Raw genomic sequence first — 24,334 nt, forward strand, 5'->3', positions numbered from 1 at the left:
AGGATTGTACTTGCCTACTGCAAGTAGGTTGGACTAAAGTCCAGGATTTTTTGAGGATTCCGATACTCCGGCATAAATGCCGGAGCTATTCAAGTACAAAATTTCCTTAGGTTGACGCCTATGTGCTGCAAGCAGGGATGACATATAAAAACTTTATTTATTCTGAAATCAAAACAATTGTACCAATTTTGATTGAAAAACATAATCGTTAAGTTGACGCCTATATATGGAGGGCAGGCACAATCCGGTTTATAGGACAATTTGTAAATTGGATAAATTATTTTCTTAAGTGGCTGCATCAATGGGTTTGGTTTTAGTGTTGGGTGCGTAAAGTATTTGAAATTGGGGAAACAACCTTTTTAACAAATTAGTTGAATATACAAAAGTGGGAAAATGAAAAAGTTATTGTTCCTTTTTTTTATCTCTTTACTATTTCTACCTTCGTGTAAAAAAGACGAAACTCCTGTTAGTAATCAAGATACTAATTTAAAATTTATGGGGACCTGGATTGGCAACAATAAACCTGCCCCGCATGCTGTTGACAGTTATACGTTCATTTTTACAGAGGACCGTTATTCTAAAAGTTGGGTGAATCAAGCTGGAGCCATAACTGAAAAAGGAAACTATACTACAACAGAAACACAGCTTACATTTAAACCTGATGGTGAATCCCACCAGGGATGGATGGTTGTTGACTATACCATTAATGATACAAATTTAACAATACAAAATTGGGAGGGTGATGGTTACCCGCTTATCCTAAAAAAACAAGGAACAATTGAACTTCCTCTATCTGCTCCGCTACTTATATCACCCGCTGATAGTGCAATAAATGTTTTCCTTACTCCAACACTTAATTGGGCTGCAAGCAGTGGAGCAATAAGTTACACTGTACAGGTATCATCAAGCAGTAGTTTTATTAGTTTTAATTATAATCAGAGCGAACTAACCGGAACGAATCAACAAGTAACCGGACTATCAAATAACACTAAATATTTCTGGCGGGTGAATGCCGCCAACAATTTCGGAACTTCTGCATGGGCTGAGGTTTGGTCTTTCACCGTACAAGCTGGTGGAAAAACTGGTGAACCTTGTCCTGGTATACCGACTGTAGCCTACGCTGAAAAAACGTATCATACAATTCAAATAAACGAACAATGTTGGCTAAAAGAAAACCTTGATGTGGGAACAAAGATTCTTGGATACCAAAACGCAAGTAACAATGGAACAATAGAAAAATACTGCCCTGAAAATGATCCAAGCAATTGTGCGATGTATGGCGGTCTATATCAATGGAGTGAAGCGATGGCATATGACACAACACCAGGTACAAAAGGTATTTGTCCTGATAGTTGGCATATACCCACATTAGCAGAGTTCCAAACATTGGCAACCGCAGTAGGTGATGATGGAAATAAATTAAAAGCAGCAGGGGAAGGAACCGGAATAGGAGTTGGCACAAACACAAGTGGTTTTTCCGGGTTGCTTGCGGGTTCAAGATACAACAATGGTTATTTCGGTTATTTAGGATACTACGCTTCCTATTGGTGTTCAACTGATTTCGATTCCACGCACGCATTCAGCTTAGTATTGTTCTACGATTATAATGATATTACTTTGAGCATCTTTAACAAGGTTTACGGTTTTAGTGTTCGGTGTATTAAGGATTAAGCTTTTTAGCGATTTGCGTTATCCCACGGCATTCCGTTACCGTAATTAGTAACTCATATCCCGGACGAACTGGAAACAAGCATGTAAGAATTGGTTAATCGACAAAACGGGAAGCAACGATTCTGCAGTTTTAAGAATATTCATTACTAAATTCTTTTTCCATTTTACACAAGATTTAAAAACTAATTGAATATTTACCATCTCACGCCCGCTTGCCGTGTCTGTTGCACAACTCTGAAACGTTCTTCCACTTGGCAGTCACGGTCCATGAGCCTGTCCGAGAACTTAGATTTGTTAAATTAATTTTCACAATATTGCATTTAAATAATTTATAACCCCCTCTTATTGGATTTTTATTCTTGCAATACTAGTTCTCGGACAGACTCTTGGTCCGTGACAGCCAAGCCGGGTAGTTGTACAACGGACTTGGTAGGCAAGGTTTGACGTTTGACATTTCACTACTGCTTTTCACTCCACATTAAAACAGCAAGCGCAAATTCTCCGTTGCACCATGAAAGCGGGGAAGCCGGACTGCAATCTGATTCATTTAAATAAATTCTTTCCGGCATCAAGCCATAGCTGTTGGAGTTATTTATCATCCAATCAATATGTTTTATTGCAGCAGTTGGATTGCCGGTAATAGAAAAATATTGTGATAGTGCAGCAGTTGGAAAGAAAAATGCATCTCCGCCATAACCGGATAACCACGCATTATCTTTTGCTTCGAAGTATTGCAAGCCACCGCCCAGAACTGTTGTATTCTTCAAATAAAACTCAACTGACTTTTTCACTTCATCATTTTCCGGAAATCCCCAAAGTACTCCAAACGGAATGGTTGTATCCCAAAGATTTATCTTCTCACCTTTTTTATCTGCAATACTTCTGTTGTCTTCGGTTTTAATTCCGGTAAATCGAACAGCTGTGTAGGTCTGCCTTTTCTTATCAAAAGTAAAATCAAGCGAAGAAGAAATTTTTTCGAACGCATCTTCATATTTTTCTGTGCGTTTAGGATCGCCAAATCTTTCCGCAAATTTAGATGCCGTTTTCAAAGCGGCAGCGCAAATCATATTTGTTGTTGGCAGGTAGCCAGTCCATTCAACAATCCCTCCTTCATAAAGCAATCCGTTCTCATCAATTTTACTAACCAGAAAATCTGCTAATTCAAAAATCAAAGATTTGTCCGCAAGCCATTCAAGTTTTTGTTTGTAGAACTCATTAACAAGCCATATAAAATAACCGTTAGCATCCCACTCGGGTTCATCGTAGCGTGCACCGGAGCCGGCATCTACTGCTTTTGAGTAAGCATCATATCTGGCAAAATATTCCCCGGCGCTTTTCTTTGGTATTTCTGGTTTTGCCCAAAACGAAATAATTTGTTTTGCTTCATCATAATGACCTGTTAATAAAAATGCTCTGGCTGACATCATTGCATCGCGGGGATAAAGCTGGGGCATGCCATTAGTAAGAAATTGTCCGGTAATATCAGCCGGTACCATTCCATTTAAATTAGCAGCTTTAACTGAATAAAGAGTTCGTTTATAATAATCTAAATATTTTACACCATCTTTGTTATTCTTAATCTTAGGCAGCTTTCCACTATTCATCCAACTATTCCAGAATTTGGAAGAAGCAGCAGACAAACTTTTTTCCAATCTTAAGATTTTCAAATTTGCTTTTAATTCATTTAGCGAGGTTCCAGCTAAAATTAAAATCTCTTCTTTATTACGGCAGGAAATTGTAATAATTGAATCGTTAATAGAAATTTCTTTGCCGATCACTTTTGGTGCAAAAATAATGTACGTCCCATTTGTCCATTGTGCAATTGCTACATTATCCTCTTTCTTAAATGATGAAAGAATCGTTTTCCGATCTGTAATAATATTTTTTCTAAGATGGATTTGGCAGCTTGTTGTAGTTGGAATTTTAGAATTCTTCAGATCCAATGAAAGAACAACAGCATTTTCAGGATGGACAAAACATTTTACATCCTTGTAGGATCCATTGCTAAATAAAGTACGGGTTATTGTTGTAAAGAAATTTTCCAATCCAACGGAATCTTCAACAATTTTAACTGTGTTTCCTCTTTCATCAAAAACATCAAATGTAGTTGAAGCAATGTAGTCTGTTGTATAATCATTTAAATAGAAATGTTGAATTCCTTTGCCTTTAGTAATTTTAGTCATCCTCGCATCATCGGAATAGACAAGACAGATATTTCCATTACCAAGGATGGCGTTTCCTTTCCAGGGACGTGTGGATAATTGAATATCCTGTTGCGCCATTAGGTTTGAAACCATAATTAAAAAAAATGCCGCAATAATATATTTGGAAAAATTATTTTTCATTAGTTCCTCGTTCCTTTAATTTTAATTTTGAGATCCTAAACTTAAAAATATTTCATCTTACTTTTTTTCAATTAGCTCTTACCTTAAACAAAAAATTCAATTGAACTAAATCCCTGGTAGAAATTATTTAGAGCCCAATGATTGCTGCTGCATCCATTCATACAATTCAGGATTATTATATGTCTCTGTCCAGGAGTTATGTCCTGCTTCCGGATAAACAGTAAATTTAACATTACCGCCACAGGCTTTAAGAGCATTCACCATAGTTTCCGCTTCTTTAACAGGAACTACATTATCTTTTTGACCATGAAAAACCCAAGCCGGAATATTTTTTAATTTGCAAACTGCGTCCGCATTTCCACCACCACAAATTGGAATAATTGCGGCAAATCTATCAGGGTATGTAATAGCTAAATCCCATGTGCCGTATCCGCCCATACTTAAACCTGTAACGTAAACTCTGGAAAGATCAACTTCATAATTAGCCTCTATGTTATTCAATAATGCATCAAGAACATCTGTAGACCATCTTTCATCATCTGGACATTGAGGAGAAACAATTATAAATGGAAAATTTTTCCCTTGATCAACTAACATTGGAGGACCATGCTTTTTTACTAAATTAATATCCGTTCCTCTTTCACCAGAACCATGTAAGAATAACACCAGCGGATATTTAGTTTTTTCTTTTCCATAATCTTCCGGAAGATAAAGCAGGTATCCGGTAGTAACTGTTTTCCGATATTCCTTTGTAAAATACTGCGGCTGTTGACCCGGTTTTGTTTGGATAATTTGAGTAGGTGAACAACCGGTTAAGATCATTCCAGAAATCAGAATCGAGAGAATTAAAAGTTTCTTCTGCATCAGATGTACTCCTTTAATTGAGGAAATTTTATACAAAACTTATCAATTAAAAAGGAAAATATCTATTAGCTGTTTGAAAAAACTCTTGCGGCATTTCTGGTTACTTTTGTCAAGAGGTAAACAATATAACTTGAAAAGACTTCTTCCATAAAGTATGATAACAATTATTGTAACTTTTTTGGTGAAGGATTTTTATTTGATTTAAAAGAATTGAGAGACGCATAAAAGTGCGCCTCTATAAAATTGAATTTATTATTTTGGGGATTTGAGGATTAGCTTCCCTTAATCTCTTTTAGCACTGCATCAGCAACTTTGCTAAGTACCTCATCAGAATTATAGAACCCCTTTGCTATTTTTAATTTAATCTCTTCTAAATTCTTAGAAGCAACCTTCCCCTCATTTAAAATTTTCGCTTGTTCAGAAATTTCTAATTTATCAACTTGTTTAGCCGAAACAGAATTCGAATTTACTTTCTTAGTTTCTGCATCAGAAAATTTTTGGGGATCGGGTACTAAATTAATATAATTATTTGGACCATGAACTTTCAATTTTTCACCTTTTGTATAGTGCTAATTTTTTTTGATTTGTAAGATTGCTTAGTTCAATGCTTACCCTGTTTATTTCTTCTTCCTTATCCTTAATGATATTATCGAAAGTATTTTTAGTTTTTTTAGTCACATCTTCTAATTCTAAGTCTATTTTTTTCATCTCCTCTGCAGTTGCCTGGCTTTTTATCTCATTTTCGGAGTTTTTCAAGTGAAGGGCAATTGTTTTTATCTCTCTAAAATTATCGTTAAAATTTTCATCAGTTATGCCCAAAAGTTTTTCAATAACTGAATTCCAATCCATTTTTAACGAAGCCACTTTAGTTGATAAATCAATCATATGCTAAATTTATCCTCCAAACATCATCGTTTGCATATTCACAATTAATTGCACTTGCATCTGCATTTGTTGGTATTGATTTCTTAACGATTCCACGCTTTTATCAATTCTTTTTTGGGAAGCAGTAATTGAATCATTTAGATAAACAGCCGATTTATCAACCGATGATTTAGCGCGTGTTAAATATCCGTTTGTTCCAACATATAAATTAACTCTATCATAAAGTGCGGCGGCAATGCCATTTGAAGAGGTAAAAAGGGTTGCAACCTGATTAGTATTATCACGAACCGCATTTTCAAGTTGAGTGCTGTCACTTATTGTTAAGCCAGAAGTTGAATTAAAAGTAATACCTAACTTGGAAAGATTGTTTATTTCGCTTGCACTAATTCCGCCAACTGAAGTTACAGCTAAATTGTTTAATGTAGATAAAATTGAAGATGCATTTGAATCGCCCAGCAACAAACCTCTATCTCCATTTGTTTTGGCACTGCTGTTAGTTTTAATGTAAGTATAAATATCATTAAATTTATTTATAAAACTTTCTATTTTTGATTTGATACTTGCAGTATCAACAGCAAACGAAACAGCAACAGTTGTATCAGTTGGCTGCATAACAGATTTTAAGTTTACTGTTGCACCGGATACTAAATCAGTTATGCTATTAGAATTTCTTTCAATGTTAAGACCATTAAATTCAACCATAGCATTAAGAACAGAAGTACCATAAATAAATCCTGGTGTATCATCTCCACCGGTATTTTGAACAAATGTTGTTCTCGTTCCACCAAGATTAAGACCAATGGAGCTTAGAGCTAAATTAGTTCCACCGGTTTCAGAAAGATTTGTAATTCGAAAATCATTGCCGGATTCCTTAGCGGTTAATGATAATTGCGTTTTGGAAGTAACCGGAGTAAACACAGAAGCTGTAACAATGCCAGATGCTGCTTTTTCTTTTGTTGCGCTAATGTTAAGATCAGAAACCAAATCAAATCCACTTACTGTAGAAATGGAAATATACTTAGATTGATCTTTTACTGTAAGTTTTAATTTTACATCTCCGGCGCTTGGAGAATCCACAACCTTTTCTGCAGTTATACCGGAAATATTTGTGTTTATACTTGTAATTAGCTGGTTTACTAAATCATTATAATCGGTTGCGCTTGCAATAGAAATTGTAGTTTCTGTACCATTTAAATTTATTTTGAATGAGCTTGCACCACCACTGTAAACACCTGCTCCAGATTTTGCATTGGAGGTTATTACCGCTTTATCAAGATTAATTGCATTCTGTATTTTCGCCATCACGTCTTCGTTAGTAATCCCATTGGTATCAAAATCCGAGGAAATAAAATCAACATCAACATTAGAAGTAAATTCACCTCCGCTGCCATCACCAGTTTTTATCGCAAAAGAGCGCGACCCCTCAGTCGTTATAATTGATGAATAGTCTGTTGAATTCATTTTACTTCCAATAACAAGATCATTCTTAGCCATTTGATTTACACGAAGCGAATAAGAGCTTGCTGCTGTAGTGCCGGATGCAGTAACAGAAATAAAATTTGCATTTGATGAAGAAGCTGATTTGTTGGCAAAAACCGAACTGCTGTCTGTGTTCTTTAATTCACTTAAAATAGTTTTTAGATCGCTAAGCTTTGTGTTTAAAGTCGAGTAGGCTGTAGATAGGTTTTGATACTTTGTCTTTCGGGTACTCAAAGGATCAATTCTTCTATTCACCTCCATTGCCTGGTAATTATTTACAAGCGTATCAATAACAGAGGATGTTAAAAAATTACTTGCCATTTTAAGCCTTGTAGTTTTTAATCGCGTTAACCCAGGCGTCTCTTAAATCGGTAAGCACTTGTTTTACAGAATCATGGTTACCGTTCCTCATTTCTTCCTGGCAGTAATAATATAAACGGAACAAGCCAACAGCAATTTCTCTGGAATTTTGGTCGTCAAATCTAAGAGCATTTATTAATTCCTGAATAGCATTGTTAGTTTTAATCAAGTCGTGCCTGGAACAACTGGCAATTGCAAAATCATAAATCTTTATAATTATTTGTTGTGGCGATGCCTCAAGAATTTCTTTTACTAAGTACTGGTTCAATCTATTGTTTTGAGTATTGGGATAATAAGAATAATTCATGTCTTTTCCATTTTCAATTTAGTAATTAAAAATACCCCCGGAAAAACACCGGGGGTACCACGTTTTTCAAACTGTCTCTTATCTAAAAAGTGAAAGAAGATTTTGTGGAGAAGCATTCATTTGAGCAAACATTGCTGTTCCAATCTGTTGAGCAATTTGCCCTCTGCTGGCATTCATTTGCTCTAGAACAACATCTGCATCAAATATGTTGGAAAGTGTTGATGCATTGTTTGTAATTGATGCTGTTAAGAATTCTTCTCTTGAACCAAGAGACTGCTGCAGGTTACCAATTCTGCCTAGCGCGTTTCGTACATTATTTACAACTGTTGTAGTATCAGCATTTATAACATCTGAATCAGTAGTTGACTGAAGACTGCCGGTACCAATTAGAGTTGCCATTGTACTAGAACTTAAAATACTTGTGTCCGCAAAATCCACACTAAACGAAGCTCCACCGACATCAAAAGAAGCATTTGATAATGCTGTAGATCCGTCGGTACTGGCTAACAACTGGGTGCCATTGATGTTTGTATTCTTTAGAATAGAATCAATTTCACCGGCAAGAGTTCTGATATCAGAAGCTATGCTAGCTGAGTTCTTTAATGGATCATCTGCATCAGTTTGTTTAGCTTGAATTTGATTTAATTTGTCATTTATCTGTTGTAAAGCCATTTCTGCTGTTGACAAATAATTCTTTGCAGAAGAAATATTACCAAGCTGTGCTTTCATTTTCAAGTTCTGAGCCTCAAGTTTTTTACCAACGTTGAAACCAGAAGTATCATCAGCAACAGAGTTGATCTTCTTTAAAGTAGCTAAACGAAGCTGTGCTTGCGCAGTTGCCGCATTAGTTTTAGATAATGCATTATAAGCATCAAGTGCGCCTGAATTCGTGTTAATAGAGAAACCCATTTTGTACCTCCTTGTATTTATGTTAGATAATTGCCAGGCATCCATGCCTGTATTTGTTTGTTAGTTTATTTAAATGGTTCTCAATTTCATTATCGATAGGATTTTTTTTTTTTTTAGGTTTGTTCGCAACAAAGTTTAGAAAAATATTTTGTAAAAATGATTTCTCTTTAGTTTTGCCCGATGATTTTTTTGCGAAGATAATTGTTACTACTATAAGTTTGAAATGAGGTAAGATTTTACTTTATATTTTCTTCCCACACAGCAACCTAATATTTTTTTAAACAGATAGCGAGAATTGCGTTTTACCAAAATGAAGGTAGCGGTGGTTCAAATTAAAATTAGTGTAATAGTATAATCCTATTTTGCGCAGTTTATAAGATGAAAATTTTGTAGAGGATTTAATCAATCCTTCCCGTGTATGCAATATCGAAATGAAGATTTAACCAATTAAAAAACTTGATCATTCGTTGCCAATATTTTTCTTCGTGTTCAGATTCTTTGTCATCAATTACAATAAAAATATATTTTCAAAATACCCCCGGAGCTAACCCTCCGGGGGTACCACGTATTCAGATTTCCTCTTATCTAAAGAGGGACAAAAGGTTTTGTGGAGAAGCATTCATTTGAGCAAACATTGCTGTTCCAATCTGTTGAGCAATTTGCCCTTTGCTGGCATTCATTTGCTCCAGAACAACATCAGAATCAAATATGTTTGAGAGTGTTGATGCATTATTTGTGATGGATGCTGTTAAGAATTCTTCTCTTGAACCAAGAGACTGTTGCAAGTTACCAATTCTGCCTAACGCATTTCGTACACTATCTGCAACCGTTGAAGTATCATAACCAAGAACCGTTGCATCTGTTACTGAGGTCAGGTTGGATGTGCCAATAGCTGTTGCCAATGCTGCTGTACCAAGGTAGCTGCTGCTTCCAAAATCCACACTAAATGAAGCTCCACCTACGTCAAATGCTGCGCTTGTTAATGCAGTTGATCCGTCTGTGCTAGCTAACAACTGTGTGCCGTTGATGTTTGTATTCTTTAGAATAGAATCAATTTCACCGGCAAGAGTTCTAATATCAGATGCTATGCTTGCTGCATTTTTTAACGGATCATCAGAATCGGTTTGTTTAGCCTGGATCTGATTTAACTTATCATTTATCTGTTGCAAAGCCATTTCTGCGGTTGATAAATAATTTTTTGCAGAAGAAATATTACCGAGCTGTGCTTTCATTTTCAAGTTCTGAGCTTCAAGTTTTTTACCAACGTTGAAACCAGAAGTATCATCAGCAACAGAGTTGATCTTCTTTAAAGTAGCTAAACGAAGTTGGGCTTGAGCGGTAGCGGCATTAGTTTTTGCTAATGCATTATAGGCGTCTAAAGCGCCCGAATTGGTGTTAATCGAGAATCCCATAATATACCTCCTTGTATTTTGTTGTAAAATTTCAGGCTTCCTTGCCTGATTGTATCTTTAATAGATAATTCGATTCTCAATTCTATTATCGGAAGTAATTATTTTTTTTATATATATAATGCAATTTATTTTAATAATTATTTTTTGTGTTATTAAACGATGAAAAGATTTACCAAATTCATTTGGTCACTTAATCAAAATAATGCTGTGAGTTTCTGTTTAAGCAATGGTAGCCTGGCTTTTATTTCTGGAATATTACTATAATTAGTTTCAAGAAAATTTATATAACCGGATATTTTGTTTACCTGATTTGATTTTACATAAAGAGAAATTAAGTGAAAAAGTGTAGATGGTTCACTTTCATTAGAATCAACAAGAGACTCTAAAACTGTAATTGCTTTTTCAACCAAATTATTATCAGCCAGAGTTACTCCATATAAACTCACAAAGCCTGGCTCCTTTGAAAAACTATAAGCCAGTTTCTCCAGTATTCTTAATTTTGATTCGGAGAAATTATATATCCGTAAAAATTCAAGAAAGTAATCCAAATTTTTTCTATTAATTAAACCAACAAGTTCCATTTCCTCGTTTTCACTTAAACGAATTTTTGAACATAACTTCTTTATCAAACCAATTTTTTTATCAAAATTATTTCCCGGTTGAATTCGCAAATATTTTTCTAAAGCGGTTAAATAAAAATCCAGATTTTTTTTATTTTCCGATTGTATGGCTAAGATAATTCCAAAATATATTATTTCATCTTCACTTAGAATTATATCAATTGAAGAATAATTATTTCCGGTAAACAACCTGTTATTCTGCTCCAACGCCATCGCGCAATAGTATTCGGCTTTTGATAAATTTTGCAAACGCAAATATATTTTTGATGCAAGCAAATTTAAGTAGGGTTGTTTGCCGTCAAACTTCAAACCTTCAATAACAAACTTATGTGCTGCTTCTACTTTATGTTCTTTTAAGTAAATATTAGAAATTAGACCACAAGAGATTGCCCGCTGCTGGATGTTCAATTCATTTTTTTCTAAAGCCTCAAACGAAAATTTTATGGCATTTTCATTGTCATCAAGGACATTATAAGTTTGTGCAAGCTGGTATGCACAGTATGCTGAATTGCTGGTTTCGTAATCTTCTAAAAGCAATTGAAGATTGCGTTTGGCTTTCCCCTTTTTTGCATCTGAAGAAATATTATAACCAAGATGAATTATTTCTATCGATGAATCAACAATTTTATATTTTAATTGAAGCAACGATGAATCAATTTGTTCATGCACTCGTCCGGCAAATTTTACTTCGGGTTGATTTCTGAACAACCGGGTATATTTCATCGTATTAGTGCGATTGAATTCTGCATCAATATTTTTTACAATACATTTTATTCCAATGTTTTCATTTCTGCTAACCAACACTTTTAATTCAGAAATTGATTTTGCTGATAATCTTTCATCTGCATCAAGATATAAAATCCAATCTCCGGTGCATTTACTAATTGCAAAATTTCTTGCGGCAGAAAAATTATTTATCCATGTAAAATGAAAAATATTTGAGTCGAATGATTCAGCAATTTCAAGAGACTTGTCTGACGAACCAGTATCTACAATTATAATTTCTTCTGCTACATCTTTAACAGATTCCAGACAATCTCTCAAATACTTTTCTTCGTTTTTTATAATCATGCAAAGACTTAACACAACTGCATAATCCTTTCCTCTGTTATAATTTCCATTCATCCATTTAACTCACTTGCAATATCAGGTAAGCGAAAGTATTATTCTAAAATTGAATGTGCCTGATAAAATTTCTTAGAAATGCAAAAATACACTTCAGTCACATCATCATAATTTATAAATTTATTTCTGATTCAGTTCTGTTATCAACTATCTCAAAATTTGTATCAGCAACATCCATTGATTTAAATAATGAATTATGATCTCTATCTAATCCCAATATTTCGTTTACTTTTATTAACCCATCGATGGCTGTGCTGTTTTGCAAATCATTTTTAACCGCCCACTCGAACATAGTTTTGGAAGTTTCATAAATACCTGCCTGTAAAAAAACCTCCCCCAATCCATGGCAAACTTCTGAAGAGACAGGATTCATTTCCAAAGCACTTTCAAAATATTGTTTTGCAGTTTCCAAATCCCCAATATTTAATAAGCAAAATGCCTTTGCTTTGTAAAGTTCATATTGGATGGATAACTGGTTTAACTTTGATTCAACTAATTCATCCTCAATTTTGTTAAACATATTTAATGAATCAAAATAATTGTCCGTATAATACAAACCTAGTGCTTCAAAAAATGTGGCTTTGATTACCGGGGATACATCATTCGTATAATTACTCAATTCTTTAATTGTTGAATTTAACTTTTCTATTTTCTTCGAGTATTTTATCGCAAATTCATTTTGTGGTTCAAGTAAAAGTATTTCATCAAATGCGGTTTTTGCCTTTTCATATTCTCTGTTACTCATATAAAAAGTTGCTTGCAATAAAAGAATGATTGGAAGATATGTTACCTGATCAATAAATACATTCTCGGATTTTGCGTTATCAATCAATTCAATCAACTTAATAAAACTTTTTTCAGTTATTTTGATGGCATTATTATTTACAAACACCCTAATTTGTTCTTCAACTAATAATCCCTGTTCTCTTCGCACAAGCATTTTCAAGGCTGAGTTAGAATACTGTTTATAGCTTTCCATCGATTTTAAATTTAATATTTTCTCTTTCACATTTTCTAAATCAGTTTTATTAAGGATGAATTTGCATAAATATTTTTTTTGAAGAGTAATTTTTTCCAAATTCGTTTTCTTTTTATCCCGATGTTCTGCGCTATTTTCAGAATAGTAATACACTCCTAAAAATTCATTTAAATGTTGAAAGTCCGTTTTATTACTTATTCTTAACCAAAACTCATAATCACCAGTCACTTGAAGATTCTCATCGAAATAGCCGAACTTTTCATGAAGGGCTTTTCTCCACATAGGGTGTGGTCCTATATAGCATCCAAACAAAAGAAGATCGCTATCATAATTTGCCCACACACATGTTTCATTTTTAGAGAGCGAAGAAAATGTAGAATTAGGATCTGTAGTTTTGTAATCATCTGCATATACAACCCCAATTTGGTGGTTGTCATCCAATGTTGATGCTTTTATTTCCAAAGCATCATTTCTATTTCTATCATCTGTATTAGCGTTTGTTATGTATTTGCCTTTGGCTGCTTTAATTCCTCTATTCCAGGCTGCATAAATAGATTCTCTGTTCTCGGTTTTTAAATAATTTATGTTTTTATACTTCGACTGATACTTACGAATGATAACTTCTTCATTCTGCTTAGAGCCCGAATTAATAACTATTATTTCTAATTCTCCTTTTTTATACAAGGTTTGTTCCACCAAATCTTTCAGGCACCCTTCAATAAACTTTTCAGAATTGTATGTTGAAACAATTGCACTTACTTCAAATTCTTCGCGTTTATTTTTCTTTTTAATTTTTTCAAGTAAAATTTTTGCATCTGCAAAATACTGGTTTTGTTCAATTGCCTTTCTCACCAGAAGCTTTGCTTCATCAAACTTGTTAATATCGAATGCAGAACAAGCTGCCAGATAATAAACCCGCCAATGTTTGAAGTTTTTTTTCAAGGCGGATAGAAATGAGTTTAGTGCGTTTGCTTTTTCATTTTTATAATGATAAATGGAACCGATTAAATAATCTATAAATCCATCTGTTGAATCAAGCTTTGCGAGTTGTTCTAAAATTACAAGAATATTATTGTTTGTTTTACCAAGGATTTTTTCTGCCGAAATAAATTCTGAGTTTTTTATTCTATTGCTCATTCCAAATAATTTTTTAAGATTACTTACATCCGAATCGAATTTTTTAAACTCGGCATTGCTCTTTAGCGAATATATAACTCTTTCGTAAGTGTCAAATGGATCAGAGGTGTTCAACTTTTTCCCACTTACATCATCCATTATTTTTTCAATCGCATATTTTAAAGCTTTTGCACTGTGTTCCCAGGAAAATTTTGTTGATTGCACAAATCCTTTCTCAATTAAATCATTCCTTATTTCCAACTTTTGTATTTCAATAAGCGCATGTTGCATCTCATTAACATTATCTTCATCAACAAAAACAGCCGCTTTTCCTGCAACTTCTGGAATTGAAGAATTTTTACATGTAATTACCGGGCAACCGGATTTCATAGCTTCCAATATCGGCAGCCCAAATCCTTCGTATTTAGATGGATAAACCAGGGCTACAGCCCCGCTGTAAGCAACCGATAATTCCTCATCCCGAAGAAATTGTATTTGATATTTTGTTCCCTCTAGGTAGGATTTAAAGATTGATTCCAGCTCCGGTTTTCCACCAGTACAGAAAATTTCAAATTCATTTTTGTTTTCCAGTTTAGCAAATGCTTTAAAGAAGAGAATTGCATTCTTGTATTCAAGTCTGTTACCAACTAAAATAAAATATGGTTTCTTAATATTAAACTTCGATTTAAAATTTTCTAATTCACTTTTTTTCCGGGGATGAAAATCGCCGGCAACGGCATTGCTTACCAGGTAACTTTTCTTATCACAATATTCCGGATATAATTTTCTAAAATCATCAATTGTATTTTGAGATACACCAAAATATGCGTTTGCCTTAGCCAATGCTTTTAGCTTTGCCCGCCATTCGGATTTGGTTAAATCCAAGCCCAATATTTCAGGAATCATATCATGAAGCAACAAGGCGTTGTGAGTATTTTCCGGATACGTATAATAAGTTGAAATAAAAAGACTCACTTCATTATCATCACATACTTCCTGCAAATAAAGTGAATCGCTTTCAAATTTGATATGGTCGTATTCTTTAATTGCAATGCTTTTTATTCCAGTAAACTTTGGTGCGGTTCCACCACGGTCCAATAAGATAATATCTTTTACCAATTCCGTTTTCGAAATTTCATTCAATAAAGAAATCCAAACTCTGCTAATACCGTATGGTCTGCCTTTTTGAAGTTGAAATATTACACCATCTATAGCAATTTTATTTTTATTAGAAAAATTATACTCTTTGTTTTTTTCTTTTTGAAGAGCTGGCTGGATATTTAAGCTGTTTCCTTCAAGCCACTTTAGGAACCCTGATACACGATTGTTTATGGTATGTTTTTCCATTACTTCTTTATAACCAGCTTCGGCAATTTGTCTACCATATTCAGGATTATCAATTACATATTTCACTTTTTCAATAAGTTCAGGAATGTTGTTTTCATCATACAATAATAAATTTTTACCATCTTCAAAAAGAAGATTTGTTTTGCCTCCCAGAACTTTATTCTGGAAACAAACACAACCGCTACCCATTGCTTCAAATGGACGAACAACCATTGTGGGTGACAGCGAAGGCAAACCAAGTGTAATCTGATATTCATTCATCTCTTCAATAAATTGCCGGTTGGATTGCCAATTATAATCTTCATATATCTCAAATGAGTTGCTTTGTTTTAATTGTTGAGCTATTACTCTTCTTTTCGAATATGTTTTTTCATAATAAAACGGAGTTGTTTTACCCTTAAAGAATGCTTTTTGTTTTCTTGATAAATATCGTTTAGGTTCAGGGAAAAGATTTTCATCAATTGCGAATGGCTGCCATAAAACCGGAACTCCATAATTACCAAATAATTCTTCATCAATTTCATGTGCATAAACAACAGCCTGAACTGTTTTCATTGCATTATTGATGGCTGTTATATTGTCACTCCACCAAATATTGTTTCCTTTTATGGTCGGATTATTCATGCACTCGAATGAAAAAAGCACTTTAATTAATTTATTTTCATTCCATCTTTTTTGCCAGTCATAAGTTTTGTGCAAGTACTGTGCGTGCCATTCTGTATTCATCAGAAACATTATATCAGCATTTGGATTTTTGAGATAATTATATAACTCTTTGTTATCCTTCTTATCACTTACATAAAATGATTTTCCATAAACATTAAATTTCTTTAGAGCTTCTGCATATCCTTCTCTAACAAACCAACTGTGTCCTTCCGGTAATACAATGTCCACCTTAAGGTTGCTTCCTCTAGAACGAATTATATTTAAATGATTTGTCTTTTCCTTTTGGACGGGAATTACTTTTTTAGTCTCAGGTTTTTCTTTTACAAATACTTTTCCCTTAGAATGAATCGGGATACAATCATTCGTATTTAAATATTTTTGCATTACTAAATAGAATTTTTGCCAATTTTCTTTTGCGTAATCCTCAATGTTAAATCCAAGATCATTTATTACATCCTGTTCTTGCAAAACATTAAAAAATTCTACAAGTAATCCTGGAGTTATATGAGCTTTAGAATATCTACGCATTATATTCCACAGCTCTACCCATCGTTTAATGCCGCCGTTTTTGGTTTTAATTTCATCATACCATCTATAAGCTGATAGTTCTTCGTTAACTGTAACAACTTCATACTTTTGTGCAACGCGAAGCCAATATTCAAGATCCATTGCGTAAAAAAGTGTTTCATCTAAAAAACCAAGATCTTTAATTGCTTTACTATTTATAAAAGTTGATGGCTGCAAAATATAATTTGATCCTTTTAAGAGAATATCGAAATCAAATAAAAGATCGTTTGAATATTTTCTAATCCTTTTTCCGTTTTTATCGGCAATAGCTCCATTGCCAACATATAATCCTGCTTCCGGATATTTATTATACATTTCAGCTATTAAATGAAGAGCATTTGGATAGTAAAAATCATCTGAGTTTAACCATGTTACAATTTCGCCTGTAGCTTTATTAAAACCTTTGTTGATGGCGTCAGTTTGTCCCTTATCCCTTTCACTTACCCAAAAAGAAATATTTTTTTCATACTTTTTAATAATCTCCACAGAACTATCCGTCGAACCTCCATCAAAAACCATGTACTCCAGATTAGGATAATTCTGTTCAACTACACTACGGATTGTTTCTTCTAAAAACTGTCCTTGATTATAAGATGGAGTTATAACCGTAATTTTAGGAAAATATTTCACTTCCAATCTTCTTACTCTTTATTTGTTCGTTAATTAGTATTTCAATTACATTATTTGCTTCAAAGTATCCTTTACGATCTTTGGTTAATACAATTAAAGAAATTTGATGCTTACCTTTCCCAATTTCTGAAGTAAAAATTCTTCGCGCAAAACCGGAATTAGTAAAACGATCCCCAAGTTTATTTAGTACTAACTGTTTTCTAAACCCATAATTAGTTGGAAAAAGCATGTCGTTAATCTTTATCAATATACCTCCAGCCAAATCATCATTCAGATCATCTAATGCCCATCCTTCAAAAAATAATTCTTCCCCGAATATATTTATCTGCTTCACGTTTCCGTTTTGGTTAACAATCGGATTGTTGTTAATCATTTCTATTTCATATCGTGTAGTTCTGTTTAATTTTGCAATCCCATCCAATCCAGAAAGTTGAACAACCTGTTTTAATTCTTTACGAAATATTAAATCCATTATGAAAGAAATAATCCGCTGTCTTTGATATAAGCTATTTTTATCTGCTCTGAACCAATTCTGTAAGTCTATTTTGTTGGAAATATTATTAGGATACCAACTATTTACCTCCTCAATTGAAAACTGCGACTGTTCTTGCGCTTTCCAATTTTCTAAAAATTCTTTTGCAAGTTCTTCCATATTTTGATTTTTAGCTATTCCAAACAATATTGCTGCTATTTCGGAAGCTAAAGAAAAATCGTTAAAATCCAGATGCTTGATACTATCTAAATTCCAGTATCGAGTGTTATGAAGAAGGCTGCGCATAATAAATGTTCTGAATAATCTTGTTGAAGGATTATTCTTATTATCTTCTGTGTACCATTCTGTCATATGGTTATTGGCTAAATCAAAATCTTTATAGTTTGTGTAAAGTTTACTATTTGGAAATACATACATATTATCAGGATCCAGGAATGTACCATACACTCTATATTTTAAAACAAAATCGATGGAAGAGATAAAATCTTCTGTAGTTTCCCCGGGAAAACCAATTATTAACGGCAAAAGATTTTGTATACCATTTTTATGACAGGTTTGTATTATTCTTTTTGCGTTCTCCAGCTTGAAATTTTTTTTCATCAAATCCACAACACGCTGACTTCCACTTTCAAATCCCCAAAAAATCCGCCAGCATCCTGCCTTGTACATTTTTTCAATCAATTCCTCTGTTAATTCTTCTCTTAAAGCCATAATAGAAGTCCAGATAATTGAATGCTCTTTTTTTAGGTTCAATAATAAATCTACAAACTCCTCAAAGATCTTTGAGCGTCCATTATGAATGGATTCAGCAAACATAATATGATATACGTTGTTAACCCGGGAAGCATATTTAATTCCTTCTCTAATTTCCTTAATTACTACCGCTGGATTTCGAAACCTAAATTTTTTGAAGTTAGGGCTTTCACTACAAAAATTACATCTGTTAATACAACCTCTTGTTAAGAATGATGGGAATCCACCTAATCCGGTATAAAGGCTAAAATCGAATTGTGAATAGTCAGCAATGATATCCGAGTTGAATAAATCTGGTAATTCCGGCTCCCCATTATTTATTATTTCTTTTTCAGAACGATAAGCAAAGCCTTTTATTTTAGTTCTGAAATCTCTTGTTACCTCAAACTCCAGAAGAAACTTTGGCAATGCAACTTCGCATTCTCCCTGACAAATAATATCTGGAATTGCGTTATTATTTTGAAAAAACTTTACGTTAGTATAGGCAGGGAAGCAATCAAGTCCACCAAACAGAATAGGTATTTCTGGTTTTATTGATTTTATAAACTCTGCTGCTTTAAGAACAAAGAAATTCGTCCACGGATTAATTGTAAAACCAATTAAATCCAGGTTATTATCAACAACTAAATTGAATAAATATCCTTCAATATATTCCCTGTATTTTTCATAGAGTTCTGTAACAGCTTTTTCATTTTTCCAGATAGCGCCAGATTCCCAATTTCTATTATCCTCTTCCTTAGCTTCACGATATATTTTAACATTCAAATCCTCTATCAGACATTCCCACCCAGCTTTCTTAACAACACCACCTACATAAGCCAAAGCATAGTACGGCTGTTCAACACTCCACCAGGGCATTCCTATTAAAAGCATTTTACCTTTTTTGTTAATCTTATCAAATGAGTTTTCGGTAAGATCATCTTTATTTAAATTTAAGTCTGAATTGTTATATCCTATTGAAAGCGAAGAAAACATTACCGCCAGTCTTCTTGTATCTTCTTGACCAACTAAAGATGGCATAAAATGCCCGCTGCTAATAATCTTAATTATGTAATCAGAATTGCTTTGAGGAAGGGATATTTTTATACACTGAATCTTGTTATCACTATCAAAGATTAATTTATTTATCAATTTATCATTTAATAAAACTTGTGCTTCAAACGGAAAATTTGGATAAGCATTCCCTTTAATACAATTTAAATTGAAATTTACCTCTAGTGGATATTTTATAAGATATGCCGGTATTATCATTTCAGCTTCTTTATCAATCCAGCGGAACTTACCTTCATCATTGTAAAAACCTTTATAACCAATAAAATCGAAAGAGAGTTTATTACTTATCAGATACACAATGTTTTCTATTGCTGCTTCATTATTTTCTTCCTGAATTAAAATTTGTTTAAGAATTTCAACGGCTCGTGTATAATTTCCCTCTAAGATTTCAACAACCGCCAGATCATTAAGAGCATCCACATTATCAGGATCTCTAACAAGAAGTGAACTTAAAACTTGCCTTGCACTTTGCAAATTTTCTGCCTGAATGTCCTTTTCAGCTTTGTGAATAATTTGTTTAGTAAGTTGGTTTTTTAATTGGTCGTTGGAATCAACGTTTCCATTTTGTTGTTGAACATTAGGATCATCAATTCTTGAATTGATATGCTGTACTTCTAAATATTTCTTATTACCAATTGCAACTTCATTTTCCGGATCGAGTACTAATATTTGATGTAATAATTTTTCAGCTTCCAATAGATCGTTTAGTAAAATGGAAGCAACTACAAGATCATTTAGGATATTTATATTATCAGGTTCTTTCTTAAGAATAAAATTCAAAACTTCTTTTGCTTCTAGGTTCTTTCCTTCCTGTATTAACTCTTCCGCCATTGTAAAAAGGTTATTTACTATTGCTTTTTCTGGAATGGCATTATTGGTAAAATCACGAATTATATTCTGGTAAAGTTCATTGTAGCGGAGTGCTTGTTTCTCCATTGAGTATTCTTTTTCTGCTTTTGCTCTACTATTTATTTTTAATTCATTCTGATTACCTTCAAATAAAACCCATCTAATTCCTTCTGCTAAATCTTCAACATTTTTAGCTTGTGCTAAGTATCCATTTTTTTTATGTTCAATTTCATCCTTCACTCCTCCTATATTAAAACCAACCACAGGTAAACCACATGCTAATGCTTCTATAATAACGTTAGGCAGGTTGTCTTCTATGGAAGGAAGAACGAAAACATCGGCAAGGTTATAAATACCGGCTAATTTATTTTCATCTGTTATTTTGCCAAAATTAATTAACGAGCATTTTTCTGGAATTTTAAAATTATTTGAATAGTACCCGAACACACCAAGAATAATGTTAATATCTTTAAACTGCTTACTAAAAATTTCTAAAGCATCAATTAAATAATTAAATCCTTTTCTATTCGTTTCGTAATCGGCACCAAAAAGGATTAGCTTTTTAGGTGAAAGGAATTCAAGTGTTTTTTCATATTCAACCGTAGGATGTGGAATATAAACATCTAATGGAAAGCCATTGGGAATTACCGCTATAGGAAATTTTATAAATAATGGACTTTGAGAAGCACAATCAGCAAGCCAGTTACTCGGGGTAACAATAGTAAGATTTAAATTCCTGTAGGCTTTAAATTTTTTAAGCCAAATCTGGCGAGACAAATCATTTTCATTATTAGAACCCAATTGGGGGCAAGCACCACAGCCGGTTTTATATTTATCACAGTCACCCGAATAATGGCAACCGCCGGTAAAAGCATTCATATCGTGCAGTGTCCAGACAATTGGTTTGTTATAAAATGCCAGTCGCATATAAACAGAATCCAATAACCCAGATGTCCAATGGAGATTTATTAAATCTGCATTTTGAATATCATAATTATCGTGTAGTTTAATTCCGGAATTTATATCAGTAAAAATCTCCAAACCTTTTGGTCTATCAGAATATTTTTTTACTTCAGCCTGACAGATATCCCATTGTGTAGACCAAGCTTCTTGTAAAGCAAAAGTTTTGGGTACATCAATAGTTTTTATGCTTTCATCAATTAAGGATTTATTTAAAACTAATAATGTGGAATTAAAACCACGTGCTTGAAGTCCTTTGTTTAATCTATATGCAGCTTTACCAGCTCCACCATTATCCAATGATGATAAATGGACTATATTGAGTTTCTTAAAATCCCCATCAGTCTGGTTTTCTAAAATATCCGGAAGTTTTTTATTCTCCAGCATTCTTTCAAATACTGTTTTATTTACAAAAGAAAGTTCATTTAAAGCAATAATCTTAGCGGTCTGATTTGTATCTTCAAGAAAGCCTTTTATTTTGCCTCCTGCTGTATAATCTATTGCCACAAAGTTACAGCCAACTGTAGAAGCAAAAACCACTGAATGGAATCTCATCGCAATGCAGAAATCTGCAGAAGCCATCGCGATTAGAATTTCTTCAGGACTTTGGGGTTGAATGATATATGTAACTCTTTCATCATTAGTAACATTTACTATTCTCTTTGCAAATTCTCTATCATCCTTTCCAATGGGAAAATAATGCATCGCCCACAATTCAATCTTATGTTCCGGGTACCACGAAAGCAGTTTATTTATAAAACAAATAATATTATGAAAAGCTAAATCTGGAGAAATATTCTGTGGATATTCATGTGTAAGTTCTCTAAAAAAACAACGGATTATATTTCCCTGTTTTTGGTATTCTATCTTTAAACTTTTAATAAAAGTGATTGATGGATCGGTTCTAACTATTATTTCTTTTTTAATTCCCAAGTTCCTTAGCAATGCTTTTGAAGCTGAATCTCGCACGCTTACTTTACTTGCCGTCTTAACAATTTGAACAACATTATTTCTATACTCTTCTACATTTAGCGGTCCAATTCCGCAGCCTTCTACAATTCTGGGTTTATGTTGTTCATAAAATAATCTGAATAAGTCTGCAATCATTCCTGTTTGAGGAATATCCATTAGTGGACCACCAGCCATTACAATTGCATCGCATTCAATTGTTGCAAAGTGTGCGGATTGACCGTGGTAATCCAAAATCTTAAAGGATTTACCAATCGTTTCATCCAAATTGGAAAAATTCATTTTAGAATAAGATGGAAATAAACTGAACAGGACAAATTCCAAATGGGGGTTTACTTTTAAATATTCCTGAATTATTCCTTTTAGAATTGCAATATCCCCTGCGGTTTCTGTACCATACCATCCAACCAATAATATTTTTTTTACAGATTTTAAGTCAAATTCAATGGTGGGCAACGCCTCATCAATAGCCGGTTGAAGTTTGTTGTAAAGCATTAAATTATCGTAAAAATTTTTACTGCTATTAAGGAAATTAACTGATGGTGTGTATTCAGAGTGATAATCATGAACACAGTTATTACAATGCTCTAACCTTATTTGCAGTCTCTCTTCTAAATTCGCTTCTGCTTTTTTACCAATATCGTTATCTGATTTATGTGCTTTGCCTTTAGGTGCACAATAAGCAAAGTTACCTTCGCTATCCAAATTTATTGCATTTGAAAATTGATACGGGCACTGAATTATTCTTTGTCCGCCAGAAAGAATTGATAAAATAGAATTATATGTAAATCTTATTTGCTCTTCAGGTTCATATTCGCTAATTAAAAGATGGAAAAAAGAAACCAGGTGCTTTATTTCATGGTCATTAAAATTTCTAATTTGCTCTTTTAGATTTTTATTGTAAAGTCTATTTATAAATTCGGCTACTCTGAATCTAACATAGATATTATTAGATTTACCCCAGTCCAACAGCTCGTGAAGATGATAAACATTTTCTTTAATAATTGTACAACTTGCTATTACCTGAACATTCTGTTTTCTTAAGCCAAATAAAGTTTTGGTAGCTTTTTCAAATGCCTTCTCCTTACCACGGATTTTATTATGAACGTTTTCTATTCCATCTAAAGAAACCATTCCTCCAAAATCAAAGCCCATTTTAAAATAATAATTATTGACTTTGCTATATACTTCAATTGCTTTATCAGATAAAAAACCATTAGTTATAAAAGAAGCTCCTTTAAGTTTTTTGAGCGTTTCCGGTAGAATCCTGTACAAATCAAATAAATCATTTCGGAGTGTGGGTTCACCACCAGTAATTCCAACATGTTCAACTTCTGAAAAAAATGGATTTAAAAATGTTTTACGCAGCCCATCTATACTAATTTCATAATCCCTTTTCTGCTGCCATATATTGCACATTAAACATTTGCTGTTACAAATGTTATTTGCCTGAAAATTGATTATCCGTGGTTTGTTGAAGCTAAATGATTTAATTAAAGAAATCATTTCTTCTTCCAGTAATTTTAGAATGTTTTTAAGATTACTGGAATTAGTTAACTTTATAATAGAAGCGTTAGGATAAACTTTAAGGTAATCGTCAATCTCTTTTTGCGCCAATTCAATTTTCCCAATACGGATTAACGCGAAAACAATTCCATACATTATTTGAATGTTACCCGGATACTGTTTTTGAATTTCCTTTAACTTATTTAACCCACATTGCACATTGTCCCCTGTTATATCTTGAATTGAAGAAATCAAATGCAATTTTACGTTCATACAAAAGTTTTTTGTTTTTATAAAATCGGGTTTTAAGATGGTAAGTGTTCTAATATCATACCACCAGAAAAAGGGTGAGTAAATAATAATTATGGGAAAATGAATGTGGTTATTTGACTATTGGCTAATTTTAGCCAGGTATAAAATGGGGGTATTAAAATAAAGTAATTAAAGATGGTTGAAGTTAGGAGCTTTC

At 33.3% G+C, this 24,334-nt stretch carries 12 protein-coding genes; 1 reads left to right on the forward strand and 11 read right to left on the reverse strand.

Features of this window, described 5'->3' with window-relative positions:
- The first annotated feature begins 393 nt into the window (after positions 1-393).
- Positions 394-1,671, forward strand: coding sequence for a hypothetical protein (locus NTX22_09305; protein MCX6150707.1), 1,278 nt, complete (start codon positions 394-396; stop codon positions 1,669-1,671).
- Positions 1,672-2,129: 458 nt separating this feature from the next.
- Here the strand turns inward: NTX22_09305 and NTX22_09310 are convergent, their stop codons facing one another.
- From NTX22_09310 to NTX22_09360, 11 genes are all read right to left on the reverse strand, one after another.
- The gene (locus NTX22_09310; protein MCX6150708.1) at positions 2,130-4,016 is read right to left on the reverse strand and encodes a hypothetical protein; all 1,887 of its coding nucleotides are present in this window, start codon (positions 4,014-4,016) and stop codon (positions 2,130-2,132) included.
- A 123-nt stretch (positions 4,017-4,139) separates the two neighbouring features.
- On the reverse strand, positions 4,140-4,880 hold the full coding sequence (locus tag NTX22_09315; GenBank protein ID MCX6150709.1) for a prolyl oligopeptidase family serine peptidase: 741 nt from the start codon (positions 4,878-4,880) through the stop codon (positions 4,140-4,142).
- A 272-nt stretch (positions 4,881-5,152) separates the two neighbouring features.
- A complete protein-coding gene (locus NTX22_09320; GenBank protein MCX6150710.1) occupies positions 5,153-5,428 on the reverse strand; it encodes a hypothetical protein in 276 nt (91 codons plus the stop codon).
- 4 nt (positions 5,429-5,432) lie between these two features.
- Entirely contained in the window at positions 5,433-5,765 is a 333-nt protein-coding gene (locus NTX22_09325; GenBank protein ID MCX6150711.1) for a hypothetical protein, read from the reverse strand.
- A 9-nt stretch (positions 5,766-5,774) separates the two neighbouring features.
- Positions 5,775-7,565, reverse strand: a complete 1,791-nt coding sequence (gene fliD, locus NTX22_09330; protein MCX6150712.1) for a flagellar filament capping protein FliD — start codon at positions 7,563-7,565, stop codon at positions 5,775-5,777.
- 1 nt (position 7,566) lies between these two features.
- Complete coding sequence (locus tag NTX22_09335; GenBank protein ID MCX6150713.1) at positions 7,567-7,911, reverse strand: flagellar protein FliS; 345 nt, start codon at positions 7,909-7,911, stop codon at positions 7,567-7,569.
- A gap of 78 nt (positions 7,912-7,989) precedes the next feature.
- Positions 7,990-8,820 (reverse strand): flagellin, encoded by an 831-nt coding sequence (locus NTX22_09340; protein MCX6150714.1) that lies wholly within the window; start codon positions 8,818-8,820, stop codon positions 7,990-7,992.
- A gap of 581 nt (positions 8,821-9,401) precedes the next feature.
- A complete protein-coding gene (locus tag NTX22_09345) occupies positions 9,402-10,232 on the reverse strand; it encodes a flagellin (GenBank protein ID MCX6150715.1) in 831 nt (276 codons plus the stop codon).
- Positions 10,233-10,426: 194 nt separating this feature from the next.
- Positions 10,427-11,977 carry a glycosyltransferase family 2 protein gene (locus tag NTX22_09350; protein MCX6150716.1) on the reverse strand — a complete coding sequence of 517 codons (1,551 nt, stop codon included), beginning with the start codon at positions 11,975-11,977 and terminating at the stop codon, positions 10,427-10,429.
- A 112-nt stretch (positions 11,978-12,089) separates the two neighbouring features.
- Entirely contained in the window at positions 12,090-17,282 is a 5,193-nt protein-coding gene (locus NTX22_09355; protein ID MCX6150717.1) for a glycosyltransferase, read from the reverse strand.
- Entirely contained in the window at positions 17,266-24,138 is a 6,873-nt protein-coding gene (locus NTX22_09360) for a radical SAM protein (protein MCX6150718.1), read from the reverse strand. The genes NTX22_09355 and NTX22_09360 overlap by 17 nt, the downstream gene beginning before the upstream one ends.
- Between the last annotated feature and the right edge of the window lie 196 nt (positions 24,139-24,334).

It is taken from the genome of Ignavibacteriales bacterium (genome assembly GCA_026390815.1).
Taxonomy (GTDB): Bacteria; Bacteroidota; Ignavibacteria; order Ignavibacteriales; family SURF-24; genus JAPLFH01.